This is a genomic window from Aequoribacter fuscus, assembly GCF_009910365.1.
Classification (GTDB): Bacteria; Pseudomonadota; Gammaproteobacteria; order Pseudomonadales; family Halieaceae; genus Aequoribacter; species Aequoribacter fuscus.
This window is the reverse complement of record NZ_CP036423.1, coordinates 3,006,970-3,018,690: the sequence shown is the minus strand read 5'-3', so window position 1 is coordinate 3,018,690 and position 11,721 is coordinate 3,006,970. Positions and strand designations below refer to the sequence as shown.

11 protein-coding genes are annotated in these 11,721 nt (G+C 51.9%); 2 read left to right on the top strand and 9 right to left on the bottom strand.

Annotation, left to right across the window (positions count from 1 at the left end):
• Window positions 1-26: 26 nt before the first annotated feature.
• From EYZ66_RS13865 to EYZ66_RS13850, 4 genes are all read right to left on the bottom strand, one after another.
• Window positions 27-1,547, bottom strand: a complete 1,521-nt coding sequence (locus tag EYZ66_RS13865) for an alanine/glycine:cation symporter family protein (RefSeq protein WP_009574374.1) — start codon at window positions 1,545-1,547, stop codon at window positions 27-29.
• A gap of 24 nt (window positions 1,548-1,571) precedes the next feature.
• Window positions 1,572-2,555 (bottom strand): YeiH family protein, encoded by a 984-nt coding sequence (locus EYZ66_RS13860; RefSeq protein WP_050793341.1) that lies wholly within the window; start codon window positions 2,553-2,555, stop codon window positions 1,572-1,574.
• Window positions 2,556-2,564: 9 nt separating this feature from the next.
• Complete coding sequence (locus EYZ66_RS13855) at window positions 2,565-3,959, bottom strand: aminotransferase family protein (RefSeq protein WP_040815709.1); 1,395 nt, start codon at window positions 3,957-3,959, stop codon at window positions 2,565-2,567.
• Window positions 3,960-4,049: 90 nt separating this feature from the next.
• The gene (locus tag EYZ66_RS13850; RefSeq protein ID WP_009574371.1) at window positions 4,050-5,051 is read right to left on the bottom strand and encodes an alpha/beta fold hydrolase; all 1,002 of its coding nucleotides are present in this window, start codon (window positions 5,049-5,051) and stop codon (window positions 4,050-4,052) included.
• A gap of 107 nt (window positions 5,052-5,158) precedes the next feature.
• On the opposite strand from EYZ66_RS13850, the gene glnT reads away from it, so the two are divergent.
• Together glnT and EYZ66_RS13840 are read left to right on the top strand one after the other, a co-directional pair.
• Complete coding sequence (gene glnT, locus EYZ66_RS13845; RefSeq protein WP_009574370.1) at window positions 5,159-6,511, top strand: type III glutamate--ammonia ligase; 1,353 nt, start codon at window positions 5,159-5,161, stop codon at window positions 6,509-6,511.
• A gap of 55 nt (window positions 6,512-6,566) precedes the next feature.
• Entirely contained in the window at window positions 6,567-7,178 is a 612-nt protein-coding gene (locus EYZ66_RS13840) for a TetR family transcriptional regulator (RefSeq protein WP_009574369.1), read from the top strand.
• Here EYZ66_RS13840 and EYZ66_RS13835 read toward each other — a convergent pair.
• Genes EYZ66_RS13835 through EYZ66_RS13815 form a run of 5 tightly spaced genes read right to left on the bottom strand, consistent with a single transcriptional unit; the run spans window position 7,175 to window position 11,719 of the window.
• Window positions 7,175-7,990 carry an ABC transporter ATP-binding protein gene (locus tag EYZ66_RS13835; RefSeq protein ID WP_009574368.1) on the bottom strand — a complete coding sequence of 272 codons (816 nt, stop codon included), beginning with the start codon at window positions 7,988-7,990 and terminating at the stop codon, window positions 7,175-7,177. The genes EYZ66_RS13840 and EYZ66_RS13835 overlap by 4 nt on opposite strands.
• Window positions 7,990-9,009: an ABC transporter substrate-binding protein gene (locus tag EYZ66_RS13830; RefSeq protein ID WP_009574367.1), complete on the bottom strand. Its 1,020-nt coding sequence runs from the start codon at window positions 9,007-9,009 to the stop codon at window positions 7,990-7,992. Before EYZ66_RS13830 ends, EYZ66_RS13835 begins: the two co-directional genes overlap by 1 nt.
• A gap of 27 nt (window positions 9,010-9,036) precedes the next feature.
• Window positions 9,037-9,849, bottom strand: a complete 813-nt coding sequence (locus EYZ66_RS13825) for an ABC transporter permease (RefSeq protein ID WP_009574366.1) — start codon at window positions 9,847-9,849, stop codon at window positions 9,037-9,039.
• A 10-nt stretch (window positions 9,850-9,859) separates the two neighbouring features.
• Window positions 9,860-10,867, bottom strand: a complete 1,008-nt coding sequence (locus EYZ66_RS13820) for a fatty acid desaturase family protein (RefSeq protein ID WP_009574365.1) — start codon at window positions 10,865-10,867, stop codon at window positions 9,860-9,862.
• A 9-nt stretch (window positions 10,868-10,876) separates the two neighbouring features.
• On the bottom strand, window positions 10,877-11,719 hold the full coding sequence (locus tag EYZ66_RS13815) for a sugar phosphate isomerase/epimerase family protein (protein WP_009574364.1): 843 nt from the start codon (window positions 11,717-11,719) through the stop codon (window positions 10,877-10,879).
• Window positions 11,720-11,721 lie beyond the last annotated feature (2 nt).

The window sequence follows — 11,721 nt, the reverse complement described above, 5'->3', positions numbered from 1 at the left end:
CTTGTTGAGGCCCCCTCAGGGGACACTTAAGCTTGGTTACGTACCTTTTGATTATAGGCTTGTAGCGCTTGCTTGGCGACAGGTGCTAGAACATACAGTCCAATGATATTGGGTACACAAATCAAGAAGACCAGTGCATCTGAAAAATCCAGTACCGCCGTCAGTGGAATACTGCAGCCAACGACGATAAAGAAGCAAAATACCAGTTTGAATAGGTTGGACGCCCAGGCATGCTCGCCCATTAAATAGGTAAAGCCCTTTAAACCGTAATAGGCCCAGGCAATCAGCGTTGAAAAGGCGAACAACATACCAGCAAAGGCGATGAGCAGCGGTGACCAGCCAATGTTGCGTTCGAATGCTGCCGAGGTCATACCAATGCCATCAAGACCGGCGTTGAAGCTGGGGTCATAGTAAAACGTGGTCACAATGACGAGCGCCGTTAAGGTGCAAATAACGACAGTGTCGATAAAGGGTTCTAGCATCGAGACGTAACCCTGGGTAATGGGCTCTTTCGTCTGCACCGCAGAATGCGCGATAGGCGCTGAACCGATACCGGCCTCGTTGGAAAATACAGCACGTTGTACGCCAATAACAATAACCCCCAACATGCCGCCGGCGACGCCCTCGGGGCTGAAGGCGCCCTCGATAATGGCATTGAACGCGAAAGGCAGCGCTTCAGCATTCATTAAAATAATAATTAGGGCGCTAACGGAGTAAAACACCGCCATGAAGGGCACGAGTTTACTGGTAACACGCGCGATACTTTTAATGCCGCCAATGATCACCAAGCCAACAATAATCGCCATGACCAGACCCACCAGCCATCCTTTTCCGGCGAAGAAGCTACTGTCGCCGCCGGTGACGGTGACAAACTGGAGGTAGGCTTGGTTAGCTTGGAACATGTTGCCGATACCTAGGCAGCCAATGACGATGCCCAGCGCATAGAATTTACCCAAAAACTTGCCTAAATTGGGTAGACCTTTTTCTAGGAAGCCTTGTTCAAGGTAGTACATTGGGCCGCCTGAAACGGAGCCATCGGGATTGTGTTTACGGTAAATCGTGCCCAACGTGCATTCAATAAATTTGGTCGACATGCCCAGTAGGCCGGCAACAATGAGCCAAAAAGTGGCGCCGGGGCCACCCATGCTAATGGCCACGGCAACGCCACCGATGTTACCAATACCAACGGTACCCGATACTGCCGTGGTGAGCGCCTGAAAGTGAGTCACCTCGCCCGGTGCTTTGGGGTTATGGTTAAGGCCTCGTACGATATCAATAGCGTGTTTAAAGCCCGAGAAGTTTAAAAAGCGGAAGTAAACGGTGAAGAAAACAGCAGCGACTAAAAGCCAGACAACCACTAATGGCACCTTGGCGCCACCGAGCGCTACAGAGTAAAAAATAATACTGGAGATAAAAGCCGTCGCTGGCGCTACGGCCTCGTTAATCGCTTGGTCGATGCTGGCCAAAGCGCTGGCGGGGGACAACATCAGTAGCAGGCCGCTGAGTAAAAAATGTTCTACGCTTTGTTTGGTACTGATTTTTGCCATTGGTGCAAGTCCCCTCTTGTTGTTTTACATAGCGAATACGGCCCAGAGTAACATCGTTGCACCTAGGAACACACTTTGTAGTAACACTAGCGCGACAGGGCGCCAGCCATGACTGATAAGGCCACTGAGCTCGGTCTTGATGCCGAGTGCGACAATCGCCAACAGAAAACTTAACTTAGATAAGCTCGTGAGCGCGCTTGACCAAGCCGCAGGAATGAACCCAAAGCTGTTGATGGTTGCTAACGCGATGAACATCAACAAAAAGCCAGGCGGTTTGAGCGATTGACCGCTACCACCTTCGCGATTAAATAACAGCAAGAAACACCACGCGATAGGAATGAGCATAGCGACTCGAACCATCTTCACAGTCATGGCTTCTACGCCAATCGCTTCAGATAAAGCAAAGCCAGCACCGGCAACGTGCGATACGTCGTGGATAGCGCCACCCAAAAAGTAACCCGCTTGCTGGGGTGTTAGTTCTAAAACTTGAACGGCTATGGGGTAGGTTACCATCGCGATGGCACCGATGGTGGTCACCATGATGACGGTCAGCAGAGTGAACTTCGACTGCTCTTCGTTTTTGGGCATCACGGAAGAGAGTGTAAGAGCGGCGGACACGCCGCAAATAGCAACTGCGCCGCCGGACAGCAGGCCCATGTCGCGTTTGAGACCGAGCATTCGTGCAAGTACCGGTCCAATCGCGATCGTGAAGAACATGCCGCCGATCAGCACACCCACGCCAGCAAAGCCAATGGCAGCGATATCGCTAACTGCAATACCTGCGCCCAACATTGCGACGCCCGCTCTTAAAACTTGTGTCGCGCACAGGTCAACGCCCGCTTTAGTGTGCTCTTGTCGATACAGAAAGTTCATCGCCATGCCCAATAGCAGGGCAAACACGAGAACCGGAGCGCCGTAGTTAGTGGCTAGAAACTGGCTGGCGATCGCGATTAAAGCGACCGCCGCCGTACCGGGGTAAAACTGACTGACTTTTTTAAGAACAGACAACACAGTCCCTTATTGTTTGAATACCGCACTCAACCCAGCATCAATCGCGCTCACAATTTCGTCGAGCTCAGTTTTGGTCGTGATGAGAGCTGGGCTTAAGTATAGAGTGTTATTCAGGTCGCTGAAGCTGCGATTGGTGCGGCCTATCATCACACCATGCTCTAGGCAGTGTCCAGCGACTTGCCCCGTTTGAGCTTCTGACGCAGGTGTTTTTGTGGCGCGATCGGTGACCAATTCGATGCCCACGAATAGCCCTTTGCCGCGCACATCACCGATGACCGCGTGTTTTTCTTGTAGGGCATACAGCTGGTCCATCAGGTAGTCGCCCATATCACGCGTGTTTTGAATGAGGTTTTCTTCTTCCAAAATCGCGAGTGTTTCAATACCTGCCACTGGGCCCGATGTGCAACCACCGAAGGTGCTGATGTCGCGGAAGTAGTTTAAGGGATTGCCGTCGGCGCGTTTAAATTCGTTAAACAAGGCCTCGGTGGTGACGGTGCATGAAATAGCAGCGTAACCACTGGCGACACCTTTTGCCATGGTGACGATATCGGGCTTTACATCGTAGTGCTGATAGCCAAACCATTCGCCTGTTCGGCCCAAGCCGCAGACCACTTCGTCGATATGGATAAGAACGCCATAGCGCTGGCAAATTTCCTGGATGATTGGGAAGTATTCAGGTGGTGGGGGGATAACACCACCGCCCGCCGTGATAGGTTCGAGTACCACGGCACCGACTGAATCAGGGCCTTCACGAAGGATCGCTGTTTCGAGATCGCGTGCGCACTCGATGTTGCATGAGCCATAGGTTTTGCCGAAAGGGCAGCGGTAGCACAAACAGTGCGAGAACGAGGAAAAGCCTGGGGCAAAAGGACCGTACTGAGCCACACGCTGTTCGTGCCCAGTTGAGCTTAACGCACCAATTGTCGTGCCGTGGTAATCCCGGTCGCGGTAAATAATTTTATGCTTGGTGCCGTCGCCGTTCATGTGCGCGAGTTGGCGAACCATTTTGTAGCCTTTTTCGTTCGCTTCAGAACCCGAGCTTGAGAAATAAACACGTCCAAGTCCTGGCATTTTTGAGAGCAGTTTCTGCGCGAACTCGGCGCCTGGTTCAGTGGCGTAGCTACCTGCAAAATAGCAGAGGTCGATCAGTTGTTGGCGCACCGCATCAGCGATACGCTCACGGCCAAAACCTAAGTTGACACACCATACGCCGCCTGAGGTTGCGTCGAGGTAAGACTTGCCCTTGACGTCGGTTACCCGCATGCCAACACCCTTTGATATGACGATGGGGTCTTTCTCTTCCCATTGTTGGTGTTGGGTCAGGTGGTGCCATACGGTCGCTTTGTCGGTCGCGATAATATCGTCGTTGGCGGCAGTCGTTGCAGAGAGCATCGTATTCATTGGTTCAAACTCACGCACAGTAAAACGCGTAACTTATCCGACATGCGGCCAAAACTTATAGAGCCAGTATGCATAAATCGCTACAGCCAGTCACAGACACAGAGCATCGCGCACGGCTCTGAAAACCTGTTGAGTTTCAGATTCTAGGCGCCCGGGTCCACCGGCTATGTGGCCAAAGTCACTGTCGATGACCTGAAACTCAGCACCTAGACTCTGCGCGTCACTGCGCGCATCGGCTTCAGTAAAGTAGAGATCGGTTCGGCTCGGCAGCATGATGGTAGGCACTTTCAAGGCAGGCTCGTCCCCCAGATAGCGAAAGACATTGGCGCTGCGCCAGGTTTTTGCGACCGCAACGAGATCATTGGCGTCTTGTTGCAGGTGGTCTTGCTCCCAAAACGATTGTAGATCTTGTATCGAGTCAAACCCGAGCGCGTGATACAGGCTATCTCGGAAAAATGCCTGGCTATAAGCCCAGGTAAGATAGATGCGAGCAAACGCTATCAGGCCCGCGTGGGGTACTTGGCTGTAGTGTCCATCGGCAAAAACAGGGTCGCTTGCCAAGGCGGTTGTGACGCTGTCTAAAAACAACTGGTTATGAGGGTAACATTTTGCCGTGGCACAGACTGCAACCGCGCTCCTGATCCGCTCTGGGTACAGTGCCGCCCAGTGCAAGGCCTGTAGCCCGCCCATGGACCACCCCAAGACTAAACAAATCTCGGCATTGTCAAACACGCGTTCCACTAGTTGCCCTTGGGCATGCACATTGTCGGCGATATCAATCAACGGGAAGTTGGCACCAGTTTGTGTCGGATGTGCACAGGACGGCGAGCTCGATTGACCCGCGCCAAACAAGCAGGGAATGACGATGCAATAACGATTCGGGTCTAGCGGCGAACTTTGTTGGTCTACCCATGGCATGACGCCTTTAGCGGTACCCCCGTAATAGGTCGGCAGAATCACTAAGTTATTTTTTGGTGCGTTGAGTGCACCAATTTGGAAGTAACGCAGTTTGGCGCTTTTTAAAATCTGACCAGAGACAAGTTCAAAGTCGCCAAGATCAAAGGTGTTTTCGTGCCAACTGGTTGATTTCATAACATATTCTCCTTGGCCCGTGGCTTTTTAACTTAAATATACAACTTGGCATGTTTCTTGGATGAGATAGACCAAGCAAGTTTTATTCCCATTTAAGGAGCTCAACAATGGATGTCAGCGAAGTGAAAAAAATCTGCGAAGCGGAGTCGGTAAAATACGGTATTGCAAGCTATGTCGATGTGCACGGCGCAAGTAAAGGTAAGTTTGTTCCCTTAAACCACTTTGGACAAATGTTTAAAGGGTCTGAGCTATTTACCGGGGCCGCTCTAGACGGTGTGCCACAAGATATTTCAGATGATGAAGTGGCCGCTATGCCAGATGGCGCTGGGATGATGATTTGTCCTTGGAACAAAGAGCTGGCCTGGTTCCCGAGCGACTTGCACTTAAATGGCACCCCCTTTGAAGCCTGTTCCCGTAATATTTTAAAGCGGCAGTTGGCTGAAGCTGCGGACATGGGGTTCATCTTTAACTTAGGTATTGAGACGGAATTTTTTGTGTTGCGCCCCGACGATCAGGGTAAGCCCGTACCCTACTCGGATCGCGACAGTATGGGAAAGCCCTGCTACGACGTGCCCATCATGATGGATAACTTACCCATTATTGATGAGTTAGTTCAGGCCATGACCGATTTAGGCTGGGGTGTTTATTCGTTTGACCATGAAGATGCCAACGGCCAATTTGAAATCGACTTTGGCTATAGCAATGCACTCACAATGTCTGATCGCTTGATTTTCTTTCGAATGCTCGCCAATGAAATTTCGCGCAAGCACGGCGCCTTTGCGAGCTTTATGCCCAAGCCTTTTGCCAATCGCACCGGCAGTGGCGCCCACTACAATATGTCGTTAGCGGATATTAATACCGGGAAAAATTTGTTTGAGCCAAGTGCTGTTACCGATCGCTACGATGCGGGAGTGTCAGAGTTAGCCTACTACTTTATTGGTGGTGTACTGCGTCACGCTAAAGCCATTTCGGCAGTTGTCGCCCCAACGGTTAACTCCTATAAACGCTTGGTGCGTCAGGGCAGTATGTCCGGTTCAACCTGGGCTCCAGTATTTTGCTGTTACGGCAACAACAACCGAACCAATATGTTGCGTATACCCAGTGCGGGTGGGCGCGTCGAGTGCCGAGCGCCAGACATTGCCTGCAACCCTTATCTCGGCGCCGCGCTAATGCTGGCTGCGGGTCTGGAGGGTATTCGCGAACAAATTGATCCAGGCGAGCCGCATCGCGAAAACATGTACAACTACAGTGATGCCGATATTACCGCGGCGGGGATTGAATGTTTGCCAAAAAATTTATCGGAAGCTATCGAGTCCTTTGCCGCGGATGAGCTAGCGCCTAAAGTGTTTGGTGACGCTATGTTTAACTCATTTACACAATTTAAGCGCGCGGAATGGGAGAGTTATCACAACACGGTATCGCAGTGGGAGCTCGATCGTTACCTGCGATTGTTTGGCTAGCGTTTGTGGGCTTGGTGACACGCAGTTACACTAGCGTTTTACGTGGAGCCCACTGATGCGAAGAACCAAAGAAGACGCCGCAAAAACACGTCAAAGCGTGATCGATGCGGCGCTTCGTTTGTTTTCGACCCGTGGCTACAGTGGCACAACCTTTCGTGCTATCGCTGAAGAGGCAGGCTGCAGTCGCGGTCCTATTTATTGGCACTTTGCGAACAAGCAAGAGTTGTTTGAAGCAATTCTGGCGTATTCACAACGGCCGCTAGAGGCCTTAGTGGTATCCGACCTTGATCTAAACGACCCAATTGCTACCGCGCGCTCCTTTGCCGACGAGTGGCTTGGCTTATTAATTAGTGACCATTACTTCCGCCAGTCGTTCGAAATTTTCTTGAACAAAACAGAGTTTACCGAGGAAATGGCCTCGACTATTGAGCGTGAACGCGCGCTGACGCAATCGCTGGTTGCTAACTTTAAGAAGCTGGTCGTTGCGTATCGCGAAAGTTCAGGCTCAACGACCTTCGCAACGCCTGCAGATGTGGCCGCCGTGTCGATGTACGCCTATCTCATGGGTCTGACGCAGAGCTGGTTGTTTAACCCCGATATTCTGGATTTGGCAACGCACAAGGCGAGCGTTGTCGCTCGCTTAGAAGAGATGTTAAAGGCGGTCTAAGCCACCAGCTCCAGCGCTTGTGAACGCATCTTCGCGCGAATTTCACGTTCTAATTCACGGTACCGATCAAGCTCTAGTAGGGCGTCTCTGTCTTGACCGTTACGTTCAATGTTGGGCCTTATCACATCGCAAACACGCCCGGGCTTCGTGCCCATAAAAAATATCACGTCACCCAAGTACAGCGCTTCTTCGATATCGTGCGACACCATCAAAACCGTTGTTTTTTCTTTGCGGACAATATCGAGCAGCAAGGCCTGCATTTGCCAGCGAGTTTCTGGGTCGAGCGCGCCAAAGGGTTCGTCCATTAACAGTAACTCGGGGTTGCTCGCTAAGGTTCTTGCTATGGCGACTCGCTGTTGCATACCACCACTTAACTGGTGGGGGTAAGCATTCGCGAAGGCTGTAAGTTTTACCGCATCGATATAGTAATCTACGACCCCTTCGCGCAAGCTCAGAGCCTCGCCTCGACCCTTTAAGCCGAAGGCTACGTTGTCGCGAACACTCAACCATGGGAACGAACTGTAGGACTGAAACACCATAGCTCGATCCGCCCCAGCGCCGCGAATGACGCGCCCGTTCAAACGTATTGTACCCTCCTCGATCGACTCAAGCCCGGCAATCATGCGCAAAAGCGTCGACTTGCCGCAGCCCGAAGGCCCCAGCAAAACGCCGATTTGGTTGTCTTCTAAATTCAGCGAGATATTCTTAAGCGCCGTGAACTCGGTACCGTCTCGCAGTCTAAATTGCTTGTGCACCGAATCAACGTAAAGCCCGGACACAGAGATCTCGGGCTTAGAGGTTACCGTCGTCATTACAAGGCCTTTGCCAAGGGGGTGGTATCGACGCCCGCTTCCATTGGCATACGCTTATCGATAAAGCCGAATTTGAGCCACCAATCGGTGGTGATGTCCCAGTGTGCCTTCATGCCATCGCTAGCGATGTTCAGAGGTAATGTGCCCGGCTTTAGCCCCATGAAGATGGCCGCTTGTTTACGGTCAAAGACAAAAATACCACCCTTGAGAATTTCGCCGTCCTTACCCAATACTTGCTCGACGTCGGCGACATTAAAATTGAGGCCTTTGGCAATGATTTTATTGCCCTCGGTCGGGTTGGCTTTCCAGAAATCCACTGCATTAAAGTAGGCGCGCGTCAGCTTTGCTGCATCCTCAGGTCGAGACTCCAAGAATTCGGTTGCCATATATAAGGCGTCACCTAGAAGGGCAGTGGTGATGTACTTTTCCTGAGTCGAATCAGCCGCGACCGTCGCTTCCGGCATGGCCTCAAGCACTTGCGAACCAAAGGGCTCCCAGAATTCAGCTGCCGCCGCCGTGCCTCCAACCATCGCACCTACGGCATCGTCCATGATTAGGTTGGTGAAGTTCACTTCCGAGATGTCGACGCCGTTATCGGTTAACCACTCGGCCATGAAGATTTGAGTGAGACCGCCTTCGAGCACGGCCACCGTTTCACCTTTTAGCTGCTCGGCTGCGGTAATACCTGGGGCCAAGATGATTTTATCGGTGCCGTACGATGGGTTGGTGTAAGTCACAAGTTTAATGCCGACGTCTTTATCCGCTGCAATGGGCCCGTATTCGGCCGTACTGGAAGTCGCATGCAAGGCACCGGCCGTCATGAGACCAAAACTTTGATAGGGATCTTCAATAATGCTGATGTCGAGTTCTAACCCTTCGGTGAGCCCCTTTTCTTTGGCGATAAACCAAAATCCGTAGCCTGGCCAAGAAAAAAGGGACAACTTAACGGGTTCGGACGCTGTTGCCGGCATGCCGGTCAGTGCCACCATAAGGCCTAATACGCTTAACAGATATTTCATACAACTACTCCTTTCGAGTTTACGATGTCATCGTTGGTGGAGATAAGGAAAAGCCAGCCGATGCAGGAGCCTAAATAAGGCATCGAATAACAGTCCCAAAATGCCAATCACTAAAATGCCGGCCATGATGTCGTCGACGTGCACAAACCGTTTTGCGCGCATCATCATGGCGCCGATCCCATCAGTCGCCGCAACGATTTCGGCGATCACCAAATACGTCCAGCTGACGGCGAGCATTTGGCGGAATAGGTCGATGTAGGCGGGTAATGAATAACGAAAGATTACAGACCACAGAATTTTGTAATTTGGAAGCCCCAGTGTTTTCGCGGTCTCGAGGAATACCTTGGGCACCTGCCGCGTCGTATCTGCAATCATGATGATCAAGAAAAAAATAACCCCAATCACCAGCAGCGCAATTTTTTGCGCTTCGCCGGTGCCTAGCCACATCAGTAACAGGGGAATAAAAGCGGGAGCGGGGAGGTAACGAAACGCGCCTGCAAGCGGGCTGAGCACTCGATCCACAACCTTGAGTGCGCCCATCAGCAGCCCCAGAGGAAGCGCAATCGCAATGGCAATCGCAAAGCTGGTTAGAATGCGTTTCGTGCTTGCCCAAATATCAGCGGCAAAATTCTTTTCGACCAGCAGTTCATAAAGGCTTGCGATCACTGTGTCCGGTCCCGGAAATAGGCGGTCCGGCGCAATATCCGCTTCTGCGGCCCAATACCAGGCGCCCAGAAAGAAGAGCCAACCCAACAACCCGAGTCCGAAGGTGCTTAGGCGACCCATAAGCACGGCGTTGCCGAAACGCGGTGGTTTGGATTTTTCGGTGGCTGTTGTCATGGCTGTCTCGCTAGAATGCTGTCAAGAAGCTCAGCGCGTTGACCCCAACAGCGCGCCCCTGCTGTACGGACTGCTGCACCTCGTCGTTGCCGTATTCTTCGGCGTAAATTCGCCCTAATCGATGCTTATGAAAACAGCGGCACTGATCCCAAAATGTGAGCGTTTGAGCCGGGCTTTCGCCCATCTCGCGATATAGGGCCGGTAGTCGATGCCACCCGAGAATGGGCTTTTCGTGGTGCGCATTGTGATAGCAAAAATTTAATACCAAGGCGTTTAGTATGGGCCACCGATGACTGATTAAGTTGGTGTAGGTATTGGCTTGTTCAAATTGGGCGTCACCTCGATGAGGGAACTTGGCATCTTTGTCGTCTAAGTTAAAGACGACCTCGTAGTTATGCTGGTAGCAATCCATGAAACGCAAGACGGTCAGCAATAGGATTTGGCTGAGAGCGTACAGCAGTAGAGCCTTGAAGCTTAGGATCCCCACTCCGATCAAAAGAGCACCCCGCACGAGCACCACTCGTAATACGCGAGCCTTTTGTGCGGCTTTAGATGGGAACACCCAGGGCGCCAAGATCAACATGCCGTGCATCATGAATTCGACCGCTGGAATGTAGGCCCATTCAAGTGCAAAGACGATGCGCTCTAACAGTGGATGGGCGCGCAAAAAGGTCCGGTAATCGAAGCTAACGGGGTCGCAATTGTCGACATGATGACGCATGTGCTTATAGCGGATATCTTCATAGCGGCCATAGTTGCTGCCAGCAATGGCATTCAAAAAATACCCAAGTTTGGTGTTGTGCTCGGCGTTCACGAAGACAGCGTTGTGCCCACAGTCGTGCAATAAGTACGACGCAATAACCATGCTGTGTGCGAGAGCAATCACACCAAGACTATTGAGGGCTATGTTGTCCTGAAAAACAGACCACCATCCCAGCGCGTACATCACGCAGATGTAAGCAAGAGCGCCAGCGGTGTAGTACCAGCCTTGAGGGTCGCGTAAAGTCACTTTGGCCACTTTAACCTCCTATGAATTCATGACCTGAGCAAAGTGCTCTTTTTCTGTTGCCCCAATCCAGCGATTGAGGTCCCATAAGTCGGCAATGGGTGCGTTGGTAAACGGCAAGTGATGTAAATAGCCATCGGGTCCAAATTCGGGGGTCATGGTCGTCTGGGAATAGCCTCTGCGGACCTGTGCTTGCCATATTGCCTCCCAGCAGCGCTGGTGACTGGCAAGGCATTCGGCGTATTCTGGCGCACCCGGGTGTGGTACTTGGGGACCTTGATCGTAGCCAACACGGCTGTGGATGTGGTGAGCGTGTTCCGCCGCTAAAGTAATGGCATCCCACTCGCTGTCCATCAAACGTTCTGCGACGACCACCCAATGACTAAAATCGCAGGTAATACGCATTTCCGGGACTTGCTCTAATATGTCTACCGTATTCCACGGGCAGTACATGCTGCGTCCTCGGTGTGTCTCGAAGCTCAGTTGCACCCCGTATTTTTCACCGAGTTCTAGGGCGTCTTTGAAAAATGCGACACTTTGCGAAATCCGCCACGCATCGCAACCACCCATGACGTTAATAAAACGCGGTTGTATTGCAGCACCCAGTCGAATTTGGGCTTCCAGATCCTTTAGGTGCTCTCGTACCGTCGCGTGTCGTTCCGGCACGTAACTTCCGGCCGTGCAAATTTCTTGAATCCACTCGAGCCCATTCGCGTCTAGGGTGTATTCCAACTCGGCCAAATGTCCGTGTGGGCCAACGGCTGGTGCTTCAATGCCGTCAAAGCCAGCAGTCACGGCAAGATCGCCGCCACTGCTCGGAGTACTGGTGTGTCCCCACAATGTTTTAAACAGCAAAAGTTCCACGA

Excerpts from the sequence above, each read along its gene's own strand:
- EYZ66_RS13850 (WP_009574371.1), bottom strand. The coding sequence starts at position 5,051 with ATGAAATCAACCAGTTGGCACGAAAACACCTTTGATCTTGGCGACTTT.
- EYZ66_RS13825 (WP_009574366.1), bottom strand. The coding sequence starts at position 9,849 with ATGACAACAGCCACCGAAAAATCCAAACCACCGCGTTTCGGCAACGCC.
- glnT (WP_009574370.1), top strand. The coding sequence starts at position 5,159 with ATGGATGTCAGCGAAGTGAAAAAAATCTGCGAAGCGGAGTCGGTAAAA.
- EYZ66_RS13855 (WP_040815709.1), bottom strand. The coding sequence starts at position 3,959 with ATGAATACGATGCTCTCTGCAACGACTGCCGCCAACGACGATATTATC.
- EYZ66_RS13830 (WP_009574367.1), bottom strand. The coding sequence starts at position 9,009 with ATGAAATATCTGTTAAGCGTATTAGGCCTTATGGTGGCACTGACCGGC.
- EYZ66_RS13865 (WP_009574374.1), bottom strand. The coding sequence starts at position 1,547 with ATGGCAAAAATCAGTACCAAACAAAGCGTAGAACATTTTTTACTCAGC.
- EYZ66_RS13840 (WP_009574369.1), top strand. The coding sequence starts at position 6,567 with ATGCGAAGAACCAAAGAAGACGCCGCAAAAACACGTCAAAGCGTGATC.
- EYZ66_RS13835 (WP_009574368.1), bottom strand. The coding sequence starts at position 7,990 with ATGACGACGGTAACCTCTAAGCCCGAGATCTCTGTGTCCGGGCTTTAC.